The organism is Nocardia speluncae NBRC 108251, assembly GCF_001613245.1.
In the GTDB taxonomy this organism is placed as follows: domain Bacteria; phylum Actinomycetota; class Actinomycetes; order Mycobacteriales; family Mycobacteriaceae; genus Nocardia; species Nocardia speluncae.
Genome location: NZ_BDBZ01000007.1, coordinates 41902 through 65893 on the forward strand (window position 1 = coordinate 41902; position 23992 = coordinate 65893).

At 67.3% G+C, this 23992-nt stretch carries 23 protein-coding genes; 8 read left to right on the forward strand and 15 right to left on the reverse strand.

Annotated features, from left to right (window positions below; all coding sequences use genetic code 11):
- The first annotated feature begins 7 nt into the window (after positions 1–7).
- Positions 8–1195 carry an erythromycin esterase family protein gene (locus NS6_RS09655; protein WP_068039782.1) on the forward strand — a complete coding sequence of 396 codons (1188 nt, stop codon included), beginning with the start codon at positions 8–10 and terminating at the stop codon, positions 1193–1195.
- A gap of 166 nt (positions 1196–1361) precedes the next feature.
- Here NS6_RS09655 and NS6_RS09660 read toward each other — a convergent pair whose 3' ends face one another.
- From NS6_RS09660 to NS6_RS09685, 6 genes are all read right to left on the reverse strand, one after another.
- The gene (locus tag NS6_RS09660) at positions 1362–2102 is read right to left on the reverse strand and encodes an SCO6745 family protein (RefSeq protein ID WP_068039784.1); all 741 of its coding nucleotides are present in this window, start codon (positions 2100–2102) and stop codon (positions 1362–1364) included.
- Between the two features lie 128 nt (positions 2103–2230).
- On the reverse strand, positions 2231–2887 hold the full coding sequence (locus NS6_RS09665) for a hypothetical protein (RefSeq protein WP_068039786.1): 657 nt from the start codon (positions 2885–2887) through the stop codon (positions 2231–2233).
- Positions 2888–3021: 134 nt separating this feature from the next.
- The gene (locus NS6_RS09670) at positions 3022–4290 is read right to left on the reverse strand and encodes an amidohydrolase family protein (RefSeq protein ID WP_068039788.1); all 1269 of its coding nucleotides are present in this window, start codon (positions 4288–4290) and stop codon (positions 3022–3024) included.
- A gap of 229 nt (positions 4291–4519) precedes the next feature.
- Positions 4520–5947, reverse strand: coding sequence for a FadD3 family acyl-CoA ligase (locus tag NS6_RS09675; protein ID WP_068039789.1), 1428 nt, complete (start codon positions 5945–5947; stop codon positions 4520–4522).
- 10 nt (positions 5948–5957) lie between these two features.
- Positions 5958–7154, reverse strand: a complete 1197-nt coding sequence (locus NS6_RS09680) for an amidohydrolase family protein (RefSeq protein ID WP_068039792.1) — start codon at positions 7152–7154, stop codon at positions 5958–5960.
- A 35-nt stretch (positions 7155–7189) separates the two neighbouring features.
- Positions 7190–8842, reverse strand: coding sequence for an AMP-binding protein (locus NS6_RS09685; protein WP_084470899.1), 1653 nt, complete (start codon positions 8840–8842; stop codon positions 7190–7192).
- 93 nt (positions 8843–8935) lie between these two features.
- On the opposite strand from NS6_RS09685, the gene NS6_RS09690 reads away from it, so the two are divergent.
- Positions 8936–9652, forward strand: coding sequence for an enoyl-CoA hydratase/isomerase family protein (locus NS6_RS09690; RefSeq protein WP_174552577.1), 717 nt, complete (start codon positions 8936–8938; stop codon positions 9650–9652).
- 11 nt (positions 9653–9663) lie between these two features.
- Here NS6_RS09690 and NS6_RS09695 read toward each other — a convergent pair whose 3' ends face one another.
- Positions 9664–10248, reverse strand: a complete 585-nt coding sequence (locus tag NS6_RS09695) for a TetR/AcrR family transcriptional regulator (protein ID WP_068039796.1) — start codon at positions 10246–10248, stop codon at positions 9664–9666.
- Positions 10249–10581: 333 nt separating this feature from the next.
- Here NS6_RS09695 and NS6_RS09700 point away from each other — a divergent pair, with 333 nt between their 5' ends.
- The 4 genes from NS6_RS09700 (at position 10582) to NS6_RS09715 (ending at position 14065) form a co-directional block, all read left to right on the forward strand.
- Positions 10582–11850 (forward strand): cytochrome P450, encoded by a 1269-nt coding sequence (locus NS6_RS09700; RefSeq protein WP_068039797.1) that lies wholly within the window; start codon positions 10582–10584, stop codon positions 11848–11850.
- Positions 11851–11911: 61 nt separating this feature from the next.
- Positions 11912–12748: a mycofactocin-coupled SDR family oxidoreductase gene (locus NS6_RS09705; RefSeq protein ID WP_068039799.1), complete on the forward strand. Its 837-nt coding sequence runs from the start codon at positions 11912–11914 to the stop codon at positions 12746–12748.
- A gap of 197 nt (positions 12749–12945) precedes the next feature.
- Complete coding sequence (locus NS6_RS09710; protein WP_245669231.1) at positions 12946–13362, forward strand: hypothetical protein; 417 nt, start codon at positions 12946–12948, stop codon at positions 13360–13362.
- 49 nt (positions 13363–13411) lie between these two features.
- Complete coding sequence (locus NS6_RS09715) at positions 13412–14065, forward strand: Uma2 family endonuclease (protein WP_068040533.1); 654 nt, start codon at positions 13412–13414, stop codon at positions 14063–14065.
- 19 nt (positions 14066–14084) lie between these two features.
- Here the strand turns inward: NS6_RS09715 and NS6_RS09720 are convergent, their stop codons facing one another.
- Together NS6_RS09720 and NS6_RS09725 are read right to left on the reverse strand one after the other, a co-directional pair.
- The gene (locus tag NS6_RS09720; RefSeq protein ID WP_068039801.1) at positions 14085–14981 is read right to left on the reverse strand and encodes a serine hydrolase; all 897 of its coding nucleotides are present in this window, start codon (positions 14979–14981) and stop codon (positions 14085–14087) included.
- A complete protein-coding gene (locus NS6_RS09725; protein WP_068040534.1) occupies positions 14978–15853 on the reverse strand; it encodes a LysR family transcriptional regulator in 876 nt (291 codons plus the stop codon). Before NS6_RS09725 ends, NS6_RS09720 begins: the two co-directional genes overlap by 4 nt.
- Before the next feature lie 163 nt (positions 15854–16016).
- Between NS6_RS09725 and bla the strand changes: the two genes are divergently transcribed.
- Both bla and NS6_RS09735 read left to right on the forward strand, forming a co-directional pair.
- Positions 16017–16961: a class A beta-lactamase gene (gene bla / locus NS6_RS09730; protein ID WP_068039803.1), complete on the forward strand. Its 945-nt coding sequence runs from the start codon at positions 16017–16019 to the stop codon at positions 16959–16961.
- A gap of 52 nt (positions 16962–17013) precedes the next feature.
- Positions 17014–17364: a hypothetical protein gene (locus NS6_RS09735; protein ID WP_068039805.1), complete on the forward strand. Its 351-nt coding sequence runs from the start codon at positions 17014–17016 to the stop codon at positions 17362–17364.
- A 101-nt stretch (positions 17365–17465) separates the two neighbouring features.
- Here NS6_RS09735 and NS6_RS09740 read toward each other — a convergent pair whose 3' ends face one another.
- From NS6_RS09740 to NS6_RS09765, 6 genes are all read right to left on the reverse strand, one after another.
- The gene (locus tag NS6_RS09740) at positions 17466–18107 is read right to left on the reverse strand and encodes a pentapeptide repeat-containing protein (RefSeq protein WP_068039807.1); all 642 of its coding nucleotides are present in this window, start codon (positions 18105–18107) and stop codon (positions 17466–17468) included.
- A gap of 281 nt (positions 18108–18388) precedes the next feature.
- The gene (locus NS6_RS09745; RefSeq protein ID WP_068039809.1) at positions 18389–19468 is read right to left on the reverse strand and encodes an LLM class flavin-dependent oxidoreductase; all 1080 of its coding nucleotides are present in this window, start codon (positions 19466–19468) and stop codon (positions 18389–18391) included.
- Between the two features lie 4 nt (positions 19469–19472).
- On the reverse strand, positions 19473–20285 hold the full coding sequence (locus tag NS6_RS09750; protein ID WP_068039811.1) for a DUF1684 domain-containing protein: 813 nt from the start codon (positions 20283–20285) through the stop codon (positions 19473–19475).
- Positions 20286–20322: 37 nt separating this feature from the next.
- Positions 20323–21273, reverse strand: coding sequence for an ABC transporter permease (locus tag NS6_RS09755; protein WP_068039813.1), 951 nt, complete (start codon positions 21271–21273; stop codon positions 20323–20325).
- A complete protein-coding gene (locus tag NS6_RS09760) occupies positions 21270–22439 on the reverse strand; it encodes an ABC transporter permease (protein ID WP_068039815.1) in 1170 nt (389 codons plus the stop codon). The genes NS6_RS09755 and NS6_RS09760 overlap by 4 nt, the downstream gene beginning before the upstream one ends.
- Entirely contained in the window at positions 22436–23989 is a 1554-nt protein-coding gene (locus NS6_RS09765) for an ABC transporter ATP-binding protein (RefSeq protein ID WP_068039817.1), read from the reverse strand. Before NS6_RS09765 ends, NS6_RS09760 begins: the two co-directional genes overlap by 4 nt.
- Positions 23990–23992: the final 3 nt, after the last annotated feature.

The window sequence follows — 23992 nt, forward strand, 5'->3', positions numbered from 1 at the left end:
CGAAGAAATGAACTTCGATACGGAAATCTTCGATATCGGCTCCCTCGACCTGCTGGGATTCGGTGAACCGACTCACCTGGAACCGGCCTTCGCCTGGACGCGCAACGAGCTTTTCGCCGAGTTGGCCGGCCGCGGCTTCCGGTCCGTAGCACTCGAAAGCGATCGCGTGGCCGCGCTCGTCGTCGACGATTACGTGCGGCAGGGTGTGGGCACGCTGGACGAGGCCATGCGGGCCGGTTTCTCGCACGGATTCGGCGAATCGGCGGCCAACCGGCAGCTCGTCGCCTGGATTCGGGAATACAACGAGAATCGGCCCGTCGAGGAGCGGGTGGCTTTCCACGGCTTCGACGGGTCGATGGAGACCATGAATGCGCCGAGTCCGCGCCGGTATCTCGAATATGCCCGCGACTATCTGGGCCTCGATTACGACCTCGCCGCCGCGGCGGGCCCGGACGAACGCTGGCATCGCACGGAGGCGGTCATGGATCCGGCCGAATCAGCGGGCGCCACAAGCGAAGCCGGCGTTCTCCGGGTGCTTGCCGACGATATGCTCACCGAGCTCTATACCCGTGCGCCCGAGCTGGTGGCGAAAACCTCACATACCGAATGGGTTCGGGCCGAAACCCAGCTGACGGCCGGACTCGGGTTGCTGCGGTACCACAGGCAGGCAGCGCAACCCATCGGACAGGAAGCCCGGTGGACCCGGATGTGCGCCACCCGGGACGCACTCATGGCCCGGAATCTTCTCGATATCCGGCGTATCGAGACCGGGCGGGGTGCGACCCTGGTGTGTGCGCACAACCTGCACCTGCAACGCAATACGAGTCGGATGCGCATGGGCGATATGGACCTGGAGTGGTCCAGCGCCGGCGCGATCGTCGGGTCGCTGCTGGGTCCCCGGTACCCTGTCGTCATCGGCAGTCTGGGCCGCGACGACACCATCGGCATGCCGGAACCCGAACCCGGTACCTACGAGGGTTTTCTGCAAGGGCGGGTTGCCATCCGGGAGTTCGTAGCGCCCGCGGGAATCCCCGTGGCCACCACGCGAATCGACCACACGCCGGCCCACGGCTACTTTCCGCTCGACCGCGAGACGGTGGACGAGGCCGACGCGATCCTGCATATCCACGACGGTGCGGCCTACCGAGGAGGGGCGCCGCACCTGCCCTCGGCGGCGGCGCCGGAACTCCGATAGGCCCCTCGGCCGGTAGTCGGTGCTCGAGCGGCCCGCGGACCCGCGGCCTCCGACTTCCTCGTCCCCGGCCGCGCGCGGTGTGGCCTACTGCGAATTCATGCCGGCCACTTCCCATGGCCCGGCGGGTGCCGCCATGGGAGATCCGTAGCGTGTCCCCCCGGTGCCTTCAGCGGGCGAAGGTTGCGGCGTGGGCGGCAGCGGTGAGCCGGACGAGATCGGCGGCATCGGTATCGCCGAGGACCGCGAACGCCGGGGCGATCAGCGAATCGGTGATCGATTCGGCCTCTTGCCAGCGGTCGCGGATATCGTCGGTGGTCTCTTCGAAGGGCTCGGGCCAGCCGTACCAGCGGGCCTGCCCGGGGCCGTCGTTGAGTGGCGAACCGGAGACCAGGACGGCTTGCAGCGGGGTGATACCGGCTGCGCGCACGGCCATCAGGTGCAGACCGCCGCGGAGTTCGCGCAGGACGTGCGCGAGTTGCATGACTCGCGCGGCCGGATCGGCAGGCAGGGGCATCGCCCGCCAGCCCGCGAACAGCGGAGCTCCGGCGGGGTCGGCTGCCGCGGCAACGGTTTCCATGAGCGTTGCGAGCCGCGCAGCTTCCTCGAATGCGCCGAGTTTGCGCCGGCCGAATTCCTGGCAGACCTGTGCGTAGCGCTGCGCAGCTTTCTCGGCCGGCATAGACACCGATTCCCACGCGGTGCGGATCGAATGTCCGGGGAAGAATCCGAACGCCGCGGTGACCACATCGGCATCCACTTCGCCGAGGACACCGCCGCGGCCGCGAGTGTAGGGGCCGAAGAATTCTTCGATACCGGTTTCGGCCGCGTACGTGCGTGCCTCCCGGGAGAACATGAACCCGCCGCCGAGCTCCTGGATATGCTTGTTCACCGTCGCGCCGACAGACATTCCGACTCCTCCTCGCCCTGATGCCCCCTCACCGTAACGGGTTCTTACGCCGTACGGAAGTGTTGGTCGCGGAGGGGCCTCTGCCGGGCGGGCAATCGCCGATCCCGCCGTCGCCCCGCCCGGACCGGCTAGACCAGGGCGCTTCTGTTCTGTGCGAAGGCGATGACGTCCTCGGTGTATGCCGGCAGCTCGCGCCCGGCGAAACATGACCGGAGATGTCGTACGGCGTCGTCGAGTTCCGGGCCCGGCCCGCGGTCGGCGAGCAGGACGACGATCGTCTCCCAGGTGCCGATGTGCGGATCCGCTTGCGCGAGCAGTTCATCGAGGTAGCGGTCCGGCTCGACCAGTTGCAGTGCGCGGCGCGCGCAGGCGTGGATCCGGCGGGGAAGTTCGGTCCGGACGGTGTCGATATCCGATTGCAGGACGTGCCCGTCGGGGCCGGATCGCAGGCTCCACGGCCCCGGCGGCGCGCCGGCTCCATTGCCGGTGGTGAGCAGATCGGGGCCGGTGGCCTCCTCGGGGGGTATCGCGGGTAGGCCCACCCGGGCATTACGCCAGTTCCCGAACTCCCACCACGCGGCCGGTGTGGCGGTCAGGTGCAGGTCGAATCGGAGCACTTGGTGCCCGTCGCTCCACGCGCGGGACGCCCGGGTGCGCCCGACGGCAGCGACACCGCCCGGTTCGGTACGTATCCAGCGAGGATCGCTGCCGCGGAAACCGTACGGCTCCAACAACTTCTGCGTGTCCCGCAGCAGACGGCGCAGTGCCGGATCGGGTCGGACCATCCCGGCAGATTATCGAGTCGGTCCGACAGGTTCCCAATGCGCAGCTCACCTGCCGTGCTCGCATGCCGCCTGCCCCCGGAGCCCGGGGTGCCTCGAGGTGGCCGGCGTGAACGCCGGGTTGCTGCGCGTCGGTCTTACCCCGACGAGCTCGCGTACTTGGCGGCGTAGCGGTCGGCGTATTCCTGGCGGGTGGTGGTGGACAGGTCGACATCGGCGCCCTTGGCGCGCAACGCGCCGACAGTGGCCTCCTCGCGGGCCTGATGGGCGAAGGGGTCCCAGTTCAGGAAGCGGCAGGCGTTCTGCCAGGTGATCTTGTCGATATCGGAATCGTCGGCACCGACCCCCTCGAGTTCGCTCAGCACGAATTCCGGGGCGCCCGGCCACAGCGAATCCGAATGCGGATAGTCGCATTCCCAGGCGATATTGTCGATACCGATCTCGTGGCGGAGTTTCAGCGAGGTCGGGTCGGTGACGTAGCAGGCCATGACATGCTCACGGAATACCTCACTGGGCATCTTGCCGCCGAAATCGCGCCGCAGCCAGCGCTGGTTGGTGTAATGGCGGTCGGAACGGTCCAGGAAGAACGGGATCCAGCCGACACCGCCCTCGGACATGGCGACCTTCAGCTTCGGGTAGCTGCGGAACGCCGGACCCCACAGCAGGTCCTGGACCCCGATCAGCGAGATGCTGGGCGCGAGGACCATGAGGTTGTCGATCGGCGCGTCCGGAGCCAGTTTGAGCACACCGAAACCCTGTCCGATGTGCAGGTTCATGACGGTGTCGTTATCGCAGAGCGCCTGGAACACCGGTGCCCAGTAGTCGATATCGTGGTAGCTGGGCAGGCCGTCGATATGCGGCAGTTCCGGCATGGTCACCGAACGGCAGCCCTTGGCGGCGAGCCGGTTGATCTCGTCGACGGCCAGCTGCGGTTCCCATAGGGGCAGGATGCCGATCGGGATGAACCGGCCGGGGTAGGCGCCCGCCCATTCCTCGATATGCCAGTCGTTGTAGGCGGAGATCATCGCTACGGTGATCTCGTCCATCCCGCCGCGGCTCAGATGCCCGGCGCTGAAGCCGGTGAAGGTCGGGAAGCACATGGAGCCGAGGACGCCGTTGGCGTCCATATCGCGTACCCGATCGTGGATGTCGTAGACCGCGGGCCGCATTTCGGCGTACCCGGCGGGGTCGTATCCCCACTCTTCGGGCGGCCAGGAGACGACCGCGTTGAGGCCGGTGACACCGGTCGGCCGGTCCCGGTAGATCCAGCGGTCGATGCCCTGGTCGTCCACGACGACCTCGGGTACGTACTCGGCGTACTTCTTCGGCACATGGTTGTCGAACATATTGCGCGGTTCGACCACGTGGTCGTCGATGCTCACCAGGATCATGTCGTCGATATTCACGGGATTCCTCGCTGTTCATGGTCGACGCCGGGCGCACCCAGGCGGGGAGAGTAATAGTCTCCTGTTGTGAGAATTGCGCTCTCGGTTATGGTCGACGATACACCGCGGCCGGTGCCGGGGCGAGAGGATCGGAGCGGATCGTCGACGTGCTCGGCTCGCGGCCGCGGCGGGCTCCGCGGACGTGCCCGCGCGACGGAGTGCCCCCTGGCCGGTCGCCGACCGGCGGTGCTCAGCGCAACTGGTCCTTCATCACCTTTCCGGTGGCGTTGAGCGGAAGCTCGTCGAGGAACACCACCGACCGTGGCACCTTGTAGCCGGCCATTCGCCCCCTGGCCCAGGCGATCAGGCCGGCTTCGTGGACTGCTTCGCGCACCACCACGAACGCCTTGCCCACCTGCCCCATTCGCTCGTCGGGTACACCGATCACCGCGGCCTGGGCGACCGCCGGATGCTCCAGCAGGAAGCCTTCGATTTCGGCCGGGTAGGCGTTGAAGCCGCCGACGATGTACATATCCTTCTTGCGCCCGATCACTTTCAACCGACCGCCTTCGTCGAGACTGCCCAGGTCGCCGGTGTGCAGCCAGCCGTCGGCGTCGATCGCCGCGGCGGTGCCTCCGGGATCGTCCAGGTAGCCCTGCATCACGCTGTACCCGCGGATGAGCACTTCCCCGTCGTCGGCGATACGCAGTTCGATACCGTCGCACGCGGTGCCCGCAGTGGTGGCGATCTGCTCGAAGGTGTCCCCGGGGCGGGACGCGGTCGCCGTACCCGCTTCGGTGAGCCCGTAGCCGGTCATGATGGACTGGAAAGGCAGCTCCTGGCGGACCCTGCGGATCAGGTCGACCGGGATGTCGGCAGCCCCGGTGACCGCGGCCCGCAGCGACGAGATATCGCGCGTGCCCTCGTATTCGAGCAGGGAATGGTAAAGGGTCGGCGCGCCCGGAAGCATGGTGACCCTTTCCTTCTCCACCAGCTCGAGCACCTTGCCGACATCGAAGACCGGCACCGGCAGCATGGTGGCGCCGCGGATCAGCGAGGAGACGATCCCCGCCTTCAACCCGAAGGTGTGGAAGAACGGGTTCACCATCAGGTAGCGGTCGCCCTCGCGGAGATCGGCCAGATCGCACCATTCCGCATAGAGACGCAGCGTCTGCAGATGGTTCATCATCACGCCCTTGGGGCGCCCGGTGGTGCCCGAGGTGTAGATGATGTCGGCGATATCGGTGCCCGCCACCCGGCGTTCGAACGGAGAACCGCTGCCGAGGAAGTCCGATTTCAGGTCGAAGACCGGAACTCCGGGCGGTGCCGGATAGTCGCCGCCGAGGAAGCCCTTCTGCACAAGTAACGCCTTGGCGCCGCTGCGCCGGATCACATCGGCCGCTTCCCCGGCTTTGAACCGGGTGTTCACCGGCACCAGTACGCCGCCCGCGGTCAGCAGGCCGAGCGCGGCGATGATCCACTCGGCGGAATTGGGCGCCCAGATGGCGGCCCGGTCGCCCTTACCGATCCCTGCTTCGGCGTATGCACCCGCGGCCCGCCGGATGCAGTCCGCGAGTTCTGTATAGGTCAACCGCAGGTCCCCGTCCACGACCGCTTCGGCGTCGCCGAAGCGGTCGGCGGTGGACAGGGCCAACTGCGGGATGGTCTCCCAGCTCATGTGGTCCCGCTCAGACCTTCAGCAGCCGTGCCAGGTTGCCGCCCATGATCTTGGCCTGGTTCTCCAGCGGCATATCCTTGATCTCGTGGATGTAGCGGGCCGGTTCGGCCAGCCCCTCCGGATGTGGCCAGTCGGAACCGAACAGCACATGGTCGGCGCCCATCACCTCCGACAGCCGCTGCAGATCCTCTTCCCAGAACGGGCTCACATAGAGGCTCCGTTTGATGGCCTCGATCGGATTCTGGAAGCCGAAACCCTCCGGCGCCTTCTTGTAGACGTCGGACAGCTGCTGCAGCAGCGGTTCGAGCCAGGCCGAACCGTTTTCGATGACAGCGATCTTCAGATCGGGGAAGCGGTTCAGCGCGCCGTGGCACACCCAGGACGCGACCGCATCGGTGACGGGCCGCCACTGATTCGTCATCGCGAAAGTATTGGTCTGGAACGGCAGCATCTCCTTGTCGCTGCCGTCCCATTCGGCGTCGAAGCGTGAATAGCCGCTGTCGGAGGAATGCATGGTGACCAGCACATCGAGCTCGACGACGCGCTTCCAGAACGGATCGAACTCCGGCAGCGCGAACGAGCGCATGCCCTTGTAGCCGGGTACCGGTGCCGGGCGCACCAGAATGGCCTTGGCGCCGTGTTCGACAACGGCCCAGTTCAGTTCGTCGATCGCCCGTTCGACGATCGGCAAGGTGATCACCGGAACGGTGAAGATCCGGCCGGAGTGTACGAAGTTGCCGTCCTGGCCCCAGTCGTCGAGCATCCAGCGGTTCAGCGATTCGATCACCGCGTGGATCAGTTCGGGATGGTGGCGCATCCGCTCCTCGACCAGGCTGGCCAGGGTCGGGAACATGAGCGCGCGCTGCAACTGGAGATCGTCCATGACCTTCAGCCGTGCCTCCGGGTCACGGAAGGCGTCGATCGCCTTCATGGACTTACCGAAGATCTCGCGGCGGCTCTTCCCCTCGGGATTGCCGTGTTTGAAGTAGTCCTCCATTGCCCCCGGGCGGGCGACGACCTCGAAGGTGGGGTTGGGGATGTACTCGCTGATCTGGCCGAGCACCGCGATTTTGGTGCGGCCGTTGATCTCGACGTATTGGATGGCCCCCTTGTACTGCTCGGGAAGGTGGCGGGTGAGCGCCTCCTTGGTCTCGTAGAGGTGATTGTCCGCGTCGAAGAGCTGGTAGGGCAGCTCGACTTTACTCATGAAATCCTCCTTGGCTATTTATGAGAATCGTATTCTCATAAAGGTTCGGTCGCAATGGCCTCGTTACCGGCCGCAGTGGCCTGCTCGTGCGCCGCGGCCAGCTCGCGCCGGATAACGAATTTCTGGACCTTTCCGCTGGGAGTCCGCGGGAAGTCGGTGACGATGTGGAGCTCCTCGGGCCATTTCTGCTTGGCCAGCCCCGCCTGCGCGAAATGTGCGCGCAGGGCCCCGATATCGGGTTCGGGGTGGCCCGGCAGGCAGCGCACCACCGCGGCGGTCCGTTCCCCCAGGCGTCGATCAGGGACGGCCACCGCGACCCCCTCTGCCACGCCGGCCAGCGTGAGCAGCACCTCTTCGACCTCCAGGGCGCTCACGTTCTCCCCGCCCCGGATGATGATGTCGGATTTGCGGTCGGTGATGGTCAGGTAGCCGTCCTCGTCGGCGGTGCCGATATCGCCGGTGTGGTACCAGCCGTCGGCGTCGAACGCGCGGGCGGTGAGGTCGGGGTCGGTATAGCCCAGGCAGAGATCCGGCCCGCGGCTGACGATCTCGCCGTCCGCGGCGATCCGGAACTCTGCACCGGGTAGTGCGTGACCATCGGTGAACAGGCGTTTGTCCGCGGGTTCGGTGGCCGATGACCCGGTGATCGACGGATGTTCGGTGCTCCCGTACGAACGGAAGACCCGGATCCCGAGGTTTTCGAGCCGGGTACTGACCGCGGCCGGGACCGCCGCGCCGCCGAGTCCCGCGTAGCGCAGCTGCGCCAGATGCGCGGATTCGTAATCGGGATGATCGAGCAGGCTGGTGATGAAATAGCTGACCCCGCCGCCCACGCAGATGTTCTCGGTGGCCATGAGTTCGAGCACCCGGCCCGGATCCCAGAGGTCGAGCAGATGGATCGGCGCGCCGTCGAGTACCGGGATGAGCAGGGCGTTGAGCATACCGATGAAATGCCCGACCGGGGCCGAGGTGAGCTGATCGCCCCGATCCGGCGGGTACATCCCGGCCAGCTGCCGCACTTCGTAGCCCAGGGTGTTGTGGCTGTGTACGACCCCCTTGGGTGCCCGGGTGGTGCCGGAGGTGAAGGCGATGCAGGCCGGGCTGTCCGGATCGGTGGTGAGCACGCCCGTCAGCGGTTCGGGGTCGAGTAGATCCTCGAAATCCCGGCCGACCACCCCCACCACCGGTACATCGGCGCACAGTTGCGGGTCGAATTCGTTGCGGCCGAAGCGGTCGCAGGTGATGAATGCTTTCGGTGCGACCGTGCCGAGGATGTAGCCGAGCTCCTTGCGGCCGTAGAAATGCGCGATGGGCACCACCGTGGTGCCCAGCAGCGCGCAGGCCCAGTAGGTGGCGGCAGCCTCCATCCAGTTCGGTAGCTGGAAGGCGACGATATCGCCGGGGCTCACACCGCGCCGGTGCAATCCGGCCGCCAGCCGCCGGGCGGTCCGTTCCACGTCGCCGAAAGTGCCCGTGTACGGGCGGGTCTGTGAGTGCACCGCGAAGGTTGCGCCGGGGGCCGCCGCGAGACCGCGGGCGAGGAGTTCGCCGAGTGTTTCGTCGGTCCACCAGCCCGCTTCGCGATAGCTCCGGGCCAGGTCGGCGGGAACATGGCGGGTGAACAGGTCGAGCCCGGTAGCGGAGCGTGCCCGAGCGGGGTCTTCGCTCGTGCGCCATGAATGCGGCATATATCGAACTCCCGATCCGAGCGCCGGAAACCAGCGGAAAAGTATATGGTTCTCTATGTAAGAGAATCATATTTCCGTCGAGGAGAACAAGTCGTGATCGAGCTCGAACTGGCGGACGGACTGGCCGTCGTCACCATCAACCGCCCGCACGCTCGCAACGCCATCGCCCTGGACACGATGGACGAGCTCGACAAGGCGGTCGACGGAGCCGCCGGCGCGCGGGCCCTGGTGATCACCGGCGCCGGCGACAAGGCCTTCGTCTCCGGCGGTGACCTCAAGGAACTCGCCGCGCTGCGCACTCATGAACAGGCGGCGGCAATGGCGAACCGGATGCGGCAGGTATGCGACAAGCTCGCCGGATTCCCCGGGCCCGTGATCGCCGCCCTCAACGGGCACGCCCTCGGTGGCGGAGCCGAGGTGGCCGTCGCCGCCGATATCCGGATCGCGGCGGCCGATATCAAGATCGGGTTCAATCAGGTCGCGTTGGCGATCATGCCCGCCTGGGGCGGGGCCGAGCGGCTGGCGCGACTGGTCGGCCGCAGCCGGGCGCTGCTGCTGGCCGGTTCGGGCGAGATCCTCACCGCGCCCGATGCCGAACGGCTGGGTCTGGTGGACCGGGTCCTGCCGCGCGCGGAGTTCGACGCGGGCTGGCGTTCGCTGGCCCTGGCCCTGGCAAACCCGTCGGCCGGAGCGATCAAACGGGTGATCGACGGTGCTACTCCACAGGAGGCGGTGGACGCCTTCGCCGGACTTTGGGCCGCCGACGCTCATTGGGCCGCGGCGGACCGGGTGCTGAAGCGCGGGAAATGAATTCGCTACACCTACTGTTCGGGTTCGAGCAGGTCGATCTCGCGTTCGGCGAACGCGAAGGTTTCGGCGTGCCCGGCGGTCATCCCGAGTGCCTGCTCGAGCACCACCATCCGGGCGGCGCTGGTCATCAGCACGGACAGCACATCGGCGGGGAAGCGGCTCGTATCGACCCCGTAGCCCTCGAGCATTCGGCCCAGAGCCTCGGTCTGGGCGGCACGGAACTGTTCGGAGTAGCGCACCACCTCGGCGCGGATGGCCGGTTTCTGGTTGGCCAGGCCGACGAACTCCATGGTGAACCGCGCTGCGGTGGCATCCGTGCTGAATGCCCACAGCGCGTGCAGTGGACGCTCGGATTTCAGGACCTGTGCCAGGGTTTCGAGTCCCTGGTCGGCGCGGCGCCGGAAGAGCGCGAGGAACAATTCGTCCATCGAGCGGAAGTAGTAGTGCACCAGTTGCGGTTTGAGGCCGGCGTGTTCGGCGATGCGCCGGGAGGTCACGGTGGCCCACCCCTGTTCGAGCATCAGCTGTTCGGCGGCGTCCATCAGGACGGTGCGATTCTTGGCCTCGGGTGCGCCGAGCCGGCGGGGTGCTGGCATGGTCGTGTCTCCTCCTGGATTTCCGCGCGGCCGAGGTGGTCTCGTGATCACCGGGGATGGTATCTCGCGGGCAGCGACTGTTGACGGCCGCGTGCCGCGCATGCTAAGCATGTGCTCAGCATCACATCTGAGCGGCTGCTCAGCAAGGGGCGATCCGGATCGGCTCCGGGCAGCGGCGCCGTCGGGTGAGATGCATTCCGGCGCATGGGGCCACCACGCGTCGAGGGCGGCGGTTTCGGCGGCAACAGCCCGAGCGGGCCGCAGAACACGCGAGCCGTATCAACCGGCGATCCACGGTTGGCAACAAGACTCTGCTGATATCAGGAGGTTCCCGTGACCGATTTCGATACGGTCGACTACTTCACCGACCCTGCGCTGGTGCCCGACCCGCACCCCTACTACGACCATCTGCGCGCCAAATGCCCGGTGACCCGCGAACCCAACTACGGCGTGTACGCCGTCACCGGTTACCAGGAAGCCAACGATGTACTGCGCGACTCGGAGTCCTTCTCCTCATGCATCGCTGTGGGCGGCCCGTTCCCGCCGCTACCGTTCACCCCCGAGGGCGAAGACATCACCGCGCAGATCGCCGCCCATCGCACCGAACTGCCGATGTTCGAACATATGGTCACCATGGACCCGCCGGAGCACACCGGCGCCCGGTCGCTGCTGAACAAACTGCTCGTCCCCTCCCGGTTGAAGGAGAACGAGGAGTTCATGTGGAAGCTGGCCGATAAACAGCTCGACGAATTCATCGACGACGGGAAATGCGAATTCCTCGGCGCCTACGCCAAGGTCTTCACCCTCCTGGTGATCGCGGACCTGCTGGGTGTGCCCGAGGCGTACCACGAAGAACTGCGTATCAACCTGGCCGGCGGGCCGACCGTGGGCTCCATCGACAAGGAGATCGTGCCCGTCAACCCGCTGGAATGGCTGGACAACCTGTTCAGCGAGCTGATCTCCGACCGGCGGCGTAACCCGTGCGACGATGTCCTGACCTCGCTGGCCGGCGCGAAGTACCCGGACGGGTCGACGCCCGAGGTCACCGAGGTCGTCCGCACCGCAACCTTCCTTTTCGCCGCGGGTCAGGAAACCACCGCCAAACTGCTCGGTAGCGCCATGCAGTTCCTGATCACCCGCCCCGACCTGCAGGATGTGCTGCGCGCGGACCGGAGCAGGATTCCCGTCTTCATCGAGGAAACCCTGCGGATGCAGGCACCGGTGAAGAGCGGTTTCCGGCTCGCGAAGAAGGCCGTGGAGGTCGGCGAGGTGCCGCTGTCCGCCGGGGACCTGGTGATGGTGTGCCCCGGCGCCGCCAACCGTGACCCGCGGCGCTTCGAGAACCCGCACGAATTCGATCTCGCCCGCCCGAACTTCCGTGAGCACATGGCTTTCGGTCGCGGTGTGCACACCTGCCCGGGTAGCCCGCTGGCGCGGGTGGAGGGCCGGGTATCGCTGGAACGGATCCTGGATCGGATGCTCGATATCCGGGCGGATCCGGAAAAACACGGCTCCGTCGACGATCCGGTCTTCCAGTTCGAGCCGACCTTCATCCTGCGCGGCCTGACCGAACTGCACATCACCTACACGCCGCAATCCTGAAAAGACCTACGCAGCAACCGGAACCGGCAGGCGGGCTGCCGCAACGAGAAAAGAGGAAGTCATGACCGGACGGGTCGAAGGAAAGGTCGCGTTCATCACCGGCGCGGCCCGCGGCCAGGGCCGCAGCCATGCGGTACGGCTGGCCGAAGAAGGCGCCGATATCATCGCCATCGATATCTGCAAACCGATCGACACCGCCGAGATCCCCCCGGCGACACCGGCCGATCTCGCCGAAACCGAAGAACTTGTCAAGGCCACCGGCCGCAGAATCGTCACCGCCGAGGTGGACGTTCGCGACGCCGACGGTCTGCGGGAATCTCTCGCCGAAGGCGTCGGGAAGCTCGGGCGCCTCGACATCATCGTCGCGAACGCCGGTATCGCCAGCGGGGGCGACACCCTGGCCGAGACCGACGAGAACGTCTGGCAGGAAACGATCGACATCAACCTCAGCGGTGTCTGGAAATCGGTGAAAGCCGGTGTCCCGCATATCTTGGAGGGGGGACGCGGTGGTTCCATCGTGCTCACCAGCTCGGTCGGCGGGCTGAAGGCCTACCCACAGACCGGCCACTACGTCTCCGCCAAACACGGTGTCGTCGGCCTGATGCGGGCCTTCGCGGTGGAACTCGGTCAGCACATGATCCGGGTGAACTCGGTGCACCCCACCCACGTGAGTACCGCCATGATCATGAACGAGAAGACGTTCCAGATGTTCCGCCCCGATCTGGAGAACCCGACCGCCGACGATATGGCGCCGATCTGCCAGATGTTCCACACGCTGCCGGTGCCGTGGGTGGATCCGATCGATATCAGTAACGCCGTGCTGTACCTGGCCTCCGAAGAGGCCCGCTACCTCACCGGCGTCACGCTTCCGGTCGACTGCGGTTCGATGCTCAAGTAGGCCGGGACAGCGCGGGTGGACGCTCGCCGGTGCCCGGCTGTCCCGAAACGGGCGGCCGGGTAACCCGCGCGTCGCGGGATGGAATGCTTTCCTCGCAATGTCGTGGTGCCGGCCCGGCAGCATCGGTCCGGATACAGACCGAGCGCACCGAATCGGCTCGTCGGCCGATACCCCTGTGCGAGGATCGGTTGTTATGAATGCCGCGCGTGCGGGTCGGTGGGCAATCGCCCTGGGGATCGTCGGGGCCATGGCGGGGCTGCGTATCGGCCGAGCCGGCGCCACCCCCGGAACTGGGCACCGAATTCACCCTGGCAGGCGGTGATACCGCCGTCCTGGACGCGGGCCGGGTGACGCTGCTGTTTCGCGATGTCCCCGAGGACAGCAGATGCCCCGCCGAGGTGAACTGTGTCTGGGAGGGCGATGCGACGGTGCTCACCGAGGTAACGGTGGACGGCACACAGTCGGCCCACGAACTCCATTCGAACCCGCAGTACCCGGCCGATGTGCTGACCGGCGGCTACCGGATCGCGCTGCGGTCGTTAGCGCCGCCGGGATCCACCAGCGAAATCGCCCTGCCCGATTATCGCGTGAACCTGCTGGTCACACGCGAATGATTCCGTTCACGTCGTGGGTCGCGATAGCGTCGGCGGCTACGATGTGGGAATGCCGCGCCCATCCATCGGATATTGCGACCTCCCCGAATACATGACGTGGGAGGAGCTCGAGCAGCTACCGGTGGAGATCGCCGCGCAGATCGAACTCTGGGACGGTCGCGTGGTATGGGTCCGTCGGGGACCGGCCGAGCATCAGGAGTTCACCAATCTGCTGTGGAGCGAGCTACGCCGATGCGCCCGGCACGAGATGGGGCGAGGCCCCGAGCTGTGCTGGCGGGTGCATACCGAAACGAATGTCTTTTTCGGCCGCAGCGGCAAGTCCGATTTCGTCACCCCGGATTTCTTGGTTGCCCGGTGCCTTGCAGAGCCTTATCAGGATTTCCGTGCCGATGATGTCCTTCTCGCCGGAGCGGTGCTCTCGCCGTCGAATACCCGCAACGATATGGATGAGAAGAAGTCTCGCTATGCACAGGCCGGAATTCCCTGGTATTGGGAAGTGACCCTGGCTCCGGAGAAAAGTGCCATCGAGACGGTCAGGGCATTCGCGCTGGAGACCACTCACGGCCGGCTACCGGAGGGAGTGCACCCGCTCTACCCTGCCAACTATCTGCTGGCCGGTAAATGGTCGCCGCGAGATTCCGAGCGGATATCGATCGGCTTTCCATTTTCGATTGATATCCCCTGGTCGGCACTGGCCTTCTGAGTTCGGCGCTATCCGGGATTCATTCGCCGGGTAGGGCGCGGCGTAGTTCGGTGACCGCTATCCGCGCGGCTTCGGCGATGGCGGCATCGACCGCCGGGAGAGCGGGATCCGCGCGGGCGGCGCGGGTGAACACCGCCACTGCGACCGAGTATTCACCCGGGAATTCGACCACCGCGACCTCGTTGCGGATGATGCCGATGGTTCCCGTTTTGCCCGCCACCGATACCGCGCGATGCGGGAAGCCCGCCGCGATCCGGTGCGGCCAGACCTGTCGGCGCATCACTGCGCGCGCGAAATCCGTTTGCTGCGGCGATACCACCTCGCCGCGCCACAGCGCCGAGAGCAATCGGGTCATCTCCTCCGGTGTGGTCGCGCTCGTGTAGGCGGGATCGTAGGCCGAGACCGTCCAAGCCTCGTCGTTGTCGGCCAGCGCGGCGAATGCCTCCACCGTGCTGTGGGTATCGGTATCGGAGATCAGGCTGCGCTGGATATCGGCCGTACCACCGACCAGCCGGGTCCGGGTGAGTCCGAGGGAATCCAGCAGGTCGTGCACCCGGGGGAGACCGATCTCGCCCAGCAGCAGATCTGCCGCGGCATTGTCGGACACCGTCATCATCGAGGTCGCCAGATCCCGGCGGCTCAGGGTCACCGGATCGTGCAGGGCGGAGATCCCGGTGGGTCCGGGGGTGCATTCGGCGGGCGTGAGGGTGAGCCGCTCCAGTGGATCGATCCGGCCGGCGTCCACCGCCCGGCAGTACGCGAGCAGTAACGGAAGTTTGTACACCGAGGCGGTCACCACCCGCTCGGTGCCGCCGATCGAGACCTCCGCGGGGCCACCGTCACACCGCCTGGCGTGCAACCGGCCGGTGCAGCCCGCGTCGGCGAATACCGCATGGATCCGTTCGGCGACGGTCACCGTACTCGTTCCCGGTACAGCACACTGTCCAAGGCATCGGCCTGTTCTTCGGCACCCGCCCGGTGGATCACCCGGCAGCGCAACGCCACCGCCTGTGGTGCCATCCGCAACCAGACGACGCCCGGGATATCGGACGGTGGGGTGGTGGTGAGACCGAAACTGGTCCCGGCGGCCACGGCCGCGAGTATCGAACGGTCGTCGTGCACGGTGACTGTCGCAGCGTCGAGTCCTCGCTCGCGCAGGAGGTCCCGGACCGTATCTGAGGCCGGGGGATTGGCGGCGCGCGGATACGCCGCATAGGTGAGATCGGCGAGCATCGGGAACGCCGGACGTTCGGTGGCGGCGCTGCGATGTTCGGCGGGCACCACGATCCAGCGCGGCAGTTTCACCACCGGTCTGGCCTCCACACCGTCGACCAGTGCCGGATGTTCGATCACCGCCACATCGCACAACCCCGACCGCACCGCCGACACCAGGTCGACCGTGGCGGCCACCGTGGTGGATACCGCGTCACCACTGTTCTTCTCGGTCCGTAGCGCGGTGACGCAGGCGGTGAGGATCCGGTCGGAGAGCGCGGTGGTGGCGCCCCAGTGCACGGTGCCGCGAGTGCGGGCGATCCGGTGCGCCTCGGCCAGCAGCCGGGCCGCGTCGTCGACCAGCAGCCGGGCCCGTGGCAGGAGCTGGCGTCCGGCTGCCGTGAGTACCGCGCCCTGCCGCGTGCGGTGCACGAGCTCGACCCCGAGCCGGCTCTCCAGTCGTCGTAACCCTTGGGACAGCGGCGGCTGGGTCATATCGAGAACCGTGGCCGCCCGCCCGAAATGACCCTCGTCCGCGATGGCGACGAAATAGCCGAGGTGGCGGATGAGGTCCATAGCCATATTGAACCAGCGCCCCCGCCGGCCACCGTCCAACTGCGGTTTCAGCGCCGGGATCGCACGGCGAAATAGGGATTTACCTGCGTCTATATCTGTTGCGTATCGTGTGCGGGAGTGTCGGATATTGGCGGCGCGCCACGGACCCGTGTGTGCTGCCGATGTGAAACCGATCCGATCCGAATTCCGCGTCCCGCGCCGATCGCTGGCGGCCGTACTGGCCGTCACCGCGTTCGCCGTCACCGCATGCGGTTCCGATCCGGGCGAGCCCACCACCTCGACACCCGCCACGATCAGCGCGCCGGCCGTCGCCGAACTCAGCAATTCGCTGATGGAGATCCAAGAACGCCACAATGTGCTGTTCGGCATCGCCGCCTACAGCCCCACGGGTGCGCGGACCTTCGAGTGGAATGCCGCGGACCGGTTCGCCCTCACCTCCACCTTCAAGGTGTACGCGGTCGCCGCGCTGCTGCGCCTCGCCGAACGCGGGGAAGTGGATCTGAACGAGCGGGTGCCGATCCTGCACGCGGACATCGTGATCGCGTCACCGACCACCAGTTACCGCGCCGGTGAGACACTCAGCTGGTACGACCTGTGCCAAGCCGCCCTCGTGCGCAGCGACAACACGGCCGCCAACCTCATCCTGCGCCGGATCGGCGGCCCGCCCGCGGTCACCGCTCTGGCTCGCATGATCGGCGATACCGAGACCCGGCTGGATCGCTGGGAACCGGCACTCAACGAAGCCCTCCCCGGCGACACCCGCGATACCAGCACCCCTGCCGCGTTCGCCGGTGGTCTGCACCGGCTCGTCCTGGGCAATGCGCTGATCCCGGTACACCGGCGGATGCTCACCGGCTGGATGCGTTCGAGCGTCACCTCGGGTGATCGGATGCGCGAGGGGTTGCCGGTCGGCTGGGTTGCGGCCGATAAATCCGGGACCGGCGCCTACGGCACCGTCAACGATGCCGGTGTGGTGTGGAGCCCCACGGGAACCTCGGTCGTTCTCGTCATCTTCAGCCGCTCGACCATCGGCTACCCCATGGCCGCCCCGAGCAACAAGGCCGTCGCCGACGCCACCACAGCCGTCCTGGCGACCGTGACCAGCTGATGCGAGCAGCGCCGAACCCGGTATCCTGCGTCGGGATACGAGGGGAACGCGAATGTATTTGGAGTCCGATTTTGCCACCGAGGCGGAGAATGCGACGCGGGACGACGTGATCGGCCTGATTCGCGCGCTGGGGCATGAGCATTCCATTGCACGACTGGCTCGCGCCGACGAGATCTATGTCCAGGCGGTGTATCTTCCCGCGGCGGCCCTGTACTACATCCCGGGTGAGCCCGAGTTCGGTATCGATTTCCGAGACGGCGGACCGAGCCTGCACTACGCGGCATCCAACACCGATCGAGAGTCCGTGCTGGAGGTTTTCCTCGGTTATCTCGACCAGGACGACCGGTGGCGAACCGCACTCGACTGGACACGCGACACCCGGTACGAGGACACATCCGACTGACTCCCCGGACGTCCGGCGACCCGGGCAGCGCCGCTATCGGAGGTGACGACGGGGGCTAGCCCTGCCGCTGCCGACGTGGTGCGCACGACCGCCCGCTGGGCTCACTCCTCGACGACCAGTCCGACCGCCGCGGCGAGAGTCGGCGCGAGGTCCAGCAGCTGGCCCGGTGTGACGAGTGCGCCGCGCAACGATTCCACCCCATCGGCGATACCGATACTGTGCGCCTGCCGGAAGTCGACCTTCTTCAGCTGTGCATTGCGCACCGCCAAAGCCGACACCTCGGAACCCGGGAAGCTCACTTCCGAAAGCTTCGCGCTACCGAAATCGACGTGCCGCAGCACACAATCGACGAAACGGACCTTGGTCAACCGGGCATTCCGGAAATTCACCGAGTCCAGTTTGCAATTATGGAAGACCACCCGGCGCAGCTCGGCACCGCTGGCCTCCACCCCCGACCAGGCCCCCTCGATCATTTCCGCATCCAGCCACGCGGCGTCGGGCATATCCGTCCCGGTGAACCGGACACCGTGCAGCCAGACATCGGCGAACCGGGCGCCCCCGGCCACACCGCGGTCGAAATGCATCGAGCGGAAGGCGCACTGGCCGAACACCGTATTGCGGAGATCGGGTTCGGCCAGCACCATATCCTCGAACCGGGCACAGTCGTACTCACGCTCGACAGCCAGTTCGCCGACCGGTTCCAGCCATTGGGTGAACGGTAGATCGGCCAGTTCCCGTGGCATTCCACTCCTTCGTCGGTGACTGTGGCGATCACGCCGAGACGGTCCCACTGTAGATGGTGAAATGCACGGCACCGGGGCAGGCTCGGGCGCTCGCGGTGGACAGCACGGGCACCGGGCGCGGCGGCTGTTCAGCCTACAGAAGGACGCAGGCGATCGCGAGATGGTTGCGGCGTGCCGGAGCGTGAATATGTCATGCCACTTGTACTTTCCGTCGGTACTGAAGACTTCCGAGGGAGAAACACAGGACGATCGACCCCGACCCCGACGCTCACGGCATGGGCTCAGCGTGATTCGTTTCCGGCCGATTTCCGGTCCGCGAGGCCCGGGGGCGGATGCGCCGCTGCGGGCTTCCAGCCGAGCGCCGGGGCGATGAGTTCGACCGTGTCGTGCAGGATCTGCTCGTAGTCGCCGCGATGGAATTCGTAGGGCAGTTCGAGGCGGAGTTCGGTGGTGTGGGCGAGAACCGGATCGGTGCGTAGACGAGCCACGATCTGTTCGGCGGTACCGGCCAGATCCGGCGCGAACAGGATGCGCCGCTCACCCTGCGGGGCCAGCGTCCGGTCGTGCCGGGTGGCCGCGTACTGCCGGTAGCGCTCGCGGGTGGGGCGGTCGGCGCTGTCGAAGGGGACGATCACCCGGCCCACCGCGACTCTGGCCGGCCGTGCCGGATCGATACGACGCCGGTACTCGGCGAGCAGATCCAGCTGAGTAGTGCCGAAATCGTCGCTGTGCTCGCCGAACACGATATTGCCGGTGAGCAGGTTCAGGCCGTTCGTTGCGGCCCAGCCTGCCGAACGGATGCTTCCGCCGCCATACCAGAGCCGGTCGATCAACCCGGGGCTGTGGGGTTGCAGACGGGGACGCTGGATATTGCCGGGGGAGTGGATCACGGTATCCGGGCCGCCCAGGTAGTCGCCCCGCAGGTTGTCGATCAAGCGGGCGATTCGTCCGTAGGACAGGTCGTAGCTGCGCCAGTCGCCGTCGAAGACGAGGTCGCCGATCAGGTCGGCGTGCGGCGGTGTGCCCGCGCTGAAACCGGGTTGCAGCCGTCCACCGGACAGGACGTCGGCCATCGACAGGTCCTCGGCCAGCCGGAACGGGCTTTCGTAGCCGATAGGGATCACGGCGGTGCCCAGTTCGACTCGGCTGGTGCGCTGCGCGGCGGCGGCCAGGAAAACCGCCGCCGAACCCACTCCGTGCTCGAGATGCCGCTGCCGGATCCAGGCACCGTCGAAACCCCGGCGTTCGGCGAACTCGAACAGCCGCAGCGTGTCTTCGAGTCCGGCGGCGGGATCACCGTCGGGGTAGTTCCCGGGAGTGAGCAGTGAGAGTGTGGTGATCGACGGTGCGCCGGCGCTCATCGGATCAGCCGCGTTCGTAAGGGATTTTCTCGCCTGCCTCGATTGCCACCGGTAACCGGTTCTCCGCCGGGGGCAACGGGCAGGTCGCGAGATCGGTGTACGCGCAGGGAAGATTCACGGCCCGGTTGAAGTCCAGGGTCACCGTGCCGTCGGGACCGGGCGGCGGTAGCTGCAGTACGCGGTTCGCGGCGTAGGTCGTGACCCCGGACGTCGCGTCGGTGAACAGGACCGACAGGTGCCCCGGCGCCTTCCCGGGAAAGGCGGTCAGCCGGAGGGTGCGACCGTCGAGGCCGAACTCGATCTCTCCGGGCGCGTCGTAGACGTGTTCGAGTCCCTCCACGGCCGCGCCCACCGTGGTCGGCCGCGGCCGGGCGAACGCGGTGTACCGCCCCGTGACCACCCACTTCGGATCCGGGGCATAGGCGGGAGTGCCGCGAAAACCGGTGCGCAGCGGATTGTCCGGGTGCCGCGGACGGACGATATCGTGGCCGCCGCGTGCGGCGACCTCGATCACGGCAGGGCCCCATACAGCGTTGATCCCACTTCGCTCCGGGATGATGCCGAAACGGTGGGTGCCGGGCACCGGGCTCCCGTCGATCAGCAGTTTCTCACCTTCGCCGAGAACCACCACGACCCCGTCGGGGCCGGTGGACCACTCACCCGGTGCATCGGCGAAACGTTGCGGTGCCGCCGTGAGCCAGTGCAGCCCGGTGACGGAGAGGAAGCCGTGCGGATCGGCCAGGTTCTCCTCCTGCCGCCGGTGCCAGTCCTGCCAGTCGGCGGTGAAGGTATCGGCCGAGGTTGCCGGGGTCGTCATGGGTGTTCCCTCCGGATCGGGGCGAGACTGTGCGTGATCATCCGCCGCGGCCGCCGAACGAGAAACGTTTCTGCTCGTCCTGATTCTGTCCGCGCACCCGCCGGGGCCGGACGCCGAGCCACACCATGAGCGCCAGCGTCGCCAGATACGGTGCCGCGTCCGAAACCTGCATCGGCAAACCCACGGTTTGCAGGCGGAAGCCGAGGGCCTGCGTGTAGGCATAGCAGGCCAGTGCGAGGAGCAGGGGGCCGGCCCGGCCGGCGGTGAGAAGCAGGGCGAGCACGATGATCCAGCCCCGGCCGGCGGACATGTTCTCGGTGAACAGGGCGACGGCGCCGAGGGCGAGCTCGGCGCCCGCCAGACCGCCGAGTATTCCGGAGAGGACGAGGGCGGCGAAGCGGTAGCCGTCGGGCCGGACGCCGAGTGAGCGGGCGGCGTCCGGGTTTTCGCCGACGCCGCGTAGCCGGGTACCGGCAATGGTGCGGTGCAGCATCAGGTGGGTGAGGGGCACCGCAGCGAGGGCGAGTAGTCCGAGCGGGGTCAGTGCGGCGAGCACCGGTCCGATACCGGGTACTGCGGCGGCGCCGGAGAACCAATGCGGCAGACGTGCCAGATCGGGGCTCTGGTAGGTGCCACGCACACCGAATACCGCTTCCAGGGCGAAGGTGGTCGCCCCGGCGACGAGCAGGTTGACCGCGGACCCGAGGATGAGCGGATGCCCGAACCGGGTGATCGTGCCGAAGGCGAAGACGCCGGCCGCGGCCGCACCCGCCACAGCCGCGGCGGCGGCCCCCAGGACGGCGCTACCGGTACAGGCACTGGCGGCGACGGCGGTGAAACAGCCGAGTAGCAGCAGCCCCTCGAGAGCCACGTTGAACACGCCCGCCCGGTGACAGATCAGGCCACCGGCGCCGAGCAGCAGCAGCGGTGTCGATGAGCGGGCGACGGCGGCGAGCACCTCGGGTGAGATCAGCAGCGCGAGGTTCACCGGCGCACTCCCCAGCGGCGGACCAGCGCGGCAGGGGTGAGCTGTAGCGAAACCAGGAAAACCACCAGCGCCTGCACCACCGTGGAAACATAGGACGACAACCCGTAATCCCGCTCGAGCTGCGCGGCGCCCACGCCGAGCGCGGTGAACAGGAACCCGGCCAGGACCACCGCGACCGGACTGGTGCGCGCGAGCAACACCACCAGCAGGGCGGTGATCGCGAACCCGGTGCCGTTGAGGCCGCCGTCGATGAGCCGGAAGTGTGAACCGAGCACGACCAGCACCCCGACGAGCCCGGCGATCGCGCCGCCGGTGGCCATATTCACCACGACGGCCCGCCCGGTGCGCACGCCGACGCCGGCGGCCAGCCGCGGGTTGAGGCCGATGAGTGCGGTCTCGTAGCCGATCGGCAGCCGGTTGTTCACGAACACGCAGATCACGAAGACGGTGGCGACCACCAGCACCGACCAGTTCACCCCGGCGGCGAGCAGCGTGAGGACATTGCCGGACCCGAACCACGATTCGAGCAGATCGTGCCCGGCCGAATCCCGGGGTACGAGTGCCGCCACTCGGCGGTCCGCCGGGATCGATGCGGTGGCATCGCGTTTCGATGCCGGATCGGCGAGCGCCGTGTTGATCAGGTAGGAAGTGAGCGCGATGATCGGGAAATTGAGCAGCAGCGAGGTCGCGAACACCGGCGCCTCGAACCGGGTGAATGCGAGCGCCGAAGCGGTGGCGGCGAGCGCGCCGCCGGCCGCGGCCGCCACCAGGGCCACCGCGATCGCAATCCAGCCGGGTCCGGGCAGATATAGGGCCACCACCGTCCCGGCCAGTCCACCGGCCACGAATTGACCGTCACCGCCCAGGTTGAACTGCCCGGCCCGGAAGCAGAACGACAAGGCCAGCCCGAGCCCGATCACCGGAATCGCCTGCTGCACGGTGGTCACCAGTCCGGGCCCGGACAGCGACGCCCGCAGCATCGTCGGATAGACGGTGCCCGGCGGATACCCCAGCACGACGAACAGGCCGGTCACGATGACGGCGGTGGCCGCCACCGCGAGTCCCGTATCGCAGGCCCGCACCCAGGACGCCGGGGCGGTGAACATTCGGCGCAGGCCCGCCCGGCGTGGGGCCTGCGAGTGGGCAGGTTCGGCGGTGATACTCACCCGGCCACCTCGGCGACGACCGCATCACGCTCCGGTACCGAGGCTTCGGGTACCGTGCCGCCCGACATCAGGATCCCGATCGTTTCGGGATCGGCCGCTGCCGCGTCGAGTTCCCCGCTGATCACCCCCGCAGAGAGCACCACGATCCGGTCGCTGAGCGCGCGCAGTTCGGCCAGGTCACTGGAGATCAGCAGGACCGCACCCCCGCCGGCCCGGTATTCGTCGAGGCATTCGTAGATGAATTCGACGGCACCGAGATCGACACCGCGGGTGGGCTGTTCGGCCACCAGCAACTGTGCCGAATGGGCGAGTTCGCGGGCCACGACGAGTTTCTGGGTATTGCCACCGGACAGCGCGCGAACCGGGTCGGCCGGATCGGCGACCTTGATCCCGAAGCGGCCGATCAGGTCACGGGCGTGCGCCCGGAGGGCTCGTGGCCGCAGAATGCCGCGGATCGCCAGGGGCGGGTGGCGGTGGAACCCGGCCGCCAGGTTGACGGCGACGGAGCCGTCCGCGGCCACCCCGTCGCGATAGCGGTCCTCAGGGATATGGGCGAGTCCGGCCCGGCGGCGGCCGCCGTTGTCCAGCTCGGTCATCTCGGCACCGTTCAGTTCGATCGAGCCTGAGGTCAGCATCTGGTGCCCGGCCAGCACGGCGGCCAGGGTCTCCTGGCCGTTACCGGCAACCCCGGCGATCCCGACGATCTCACCGGCACGCACGGTGAGTGAAATATCGTGTAGGGCACCGGGCCCGGATAAAGCGGTTCGTGCACCGGTGACGCGAAGCACCGGCCCGCCCGCAGGACCCCCGGCGCGACGAGGCCGCGGGTCGACCAGGCGGCCGGTCATGTGCCGAGCCAGTTCGGTGGTACCGGTTGCTGCCACCGCGGATTCGAAAACCTTCCGGCCGTCGCGGAGTACGATCACGCGGTCGGCGACGGCCATGACTTCGTCGAGTTTATGGGTGATGAGCACAACCGACCGGCCCTGGGCAGTGAATGTGCGCAGCACCCGGAACAGTGCCCGGGCCTCCTGTGGTGTCAGGACGCCGGTGGGTTCGTCCAGAATCAACAGTTCCGCACCGCGGTACAGGGCCTTGAGGATCTCGATACGTTGCAGCACCCCCACCGGAAGTCCCGCGACCGGTTCGTGCACCGGGACCGCGAGCCCGTGTTCGGCCGCCAGCGCGGTGACCCGCCGGACGGCTTCGGTGCGGCGCAGCACACCCCAGCGGCCGGGTTCGGCGCCGTAGCAGATGTTCTCGGCCACCGACAGTTCGCCGAAGAGCTGGAAGTGCTGGAACACCATGCCCAATCCGTGCGCGATCGCCTCGGCCGCCGAGGCGAACTCCACCGGCTGCCCGTCGAGCACGATACGGCCCGAATCGGGGCTCACCAGGCCGTACAGGATGGACATGAGGGTGGTTTTCCCGGCGCCGTTCTCTCCGACCACGGCGAGCACCTCACCGGGGCCGAGGGTGAACGAGATACCGTCGTTGGCGCGCACCGGGCCGAAACGTTTGGTGATGCCGTCGAGCTCGAGCGTGGGCACGGG

What these genes read in the sequence shown, in the direction of transcription:
- NS6_RS09685 (WP_084470899.1), bottom strand. Translation starts at nt 8,842, where the DNA reads ATGCCGCATTCATGGCGCACGAGCGAAGACCCCGCTCGGGCACGCTCC.
- NS6_RS09710 (WP_245669231.1), top strand. Translation starts at nt 12,946, where the DNA reads ATGCCGCGCGTGCGGGTCGGTGGGCAATCGCCCTGGGGATCGTCGGGG.
- NS6_RS09705 (WP_068039799.1), top strand. Translation starts at nt 11,912, where the DNA reads ATGACCGGACGGGTCGAAGGAAAGGTCGCGTTCATCACCGGCGCGGCC.
- NS6_RS09695 (WP_068039796.1), bottom strand. Translation starts at nt 10,248, where the DNA reads ATGCCAGCACCCCGCCGGCTCGGCGCACCCGAGGCCAAGAATCGCACC.
- NS6_RS09745 (WP_068039809.1), bottom strand. Translation starts at nt 19,468, where the DNA reads ATGAGCGCCGGCGCACCGTCGATCACCACACTCTCACTGCTCACTCCC.
- NS6_RS09680 (WP_068039792.1), bottom strand. Translation starts at nt 7,154, where the DNA reads ATGAGTAAAGTCGAGCTGCCCTACCAGCTCTTCGACGCGGACAATCAC.
- NS6_RS09660 (WP_068039784.1), bottom strand. Translation starts at nt 2,102, where the DNA reads ATGTCTGTCGGCGCGACGGTGAACAAGCATATCCAGGAGCTCGGCGGC.
- NS6_RS09750 (WP_068039811.1), bottom strand. Translation starts at nt 20,285, where the DNA reads ATGACGACCCCGGCAACCTCGGCCGATACCTTCACCGCCGACTGGCAG.
- NS6_RS09655 (WP_068039782.1), top strand. Translation starts at nt 8, where the DNA reads ATGAACTTCGATACGGAAATCTTCGATATCGGCTCCCTCGACCTGCTG.
- NS6_RS09740 (WP_068039807.1), bottom strand. Translation starts at nt 18,107, where the DNA reads ATGCCACGGGAACTGGCCGATCTACCGTTCACCCAATGGCTGGAACCG.
- NS6_RS09735 (WP_068039805.1), top strand. Translation starts at nt 17,014, where the DNA reads ATGTATTTGGAGTCCGATTTTGCCACCGAGGCGGAGAATGCGACGCGG.
- NS6_RS09715 (WP_068040533.1), top strand. Translation starts at nt 13,412, where the DNA reads ATGCCGCGCCCATCCATCGGATATTGCGACCTCCCCGAATACATGACG.
- NS6_RS09665 (WP_068039786.1), bottom strand. Translation starts at nt 2,887, where the DNA reads ATGGTCCGACCCGATCCGGCACTGCGCCGTCTGCTGCGGGACACGCAG.
- NS6_RS09725 (WP_068040534.1), bottom strand. Translation starts at nt 15,853, where the DNA reads ATGGACCTCATCCGCCACCTCGGCTATTTCGTCGCCATCGCGGACGAG.
- NS6_RS09675 (WP_068039789.1), bottom strand. Translation starts at nt 5,947, where the DNA reads ATGAGCTGGGAGACCATCCCGCAGTTGGCCCTGTCCACCGCCGACCGC.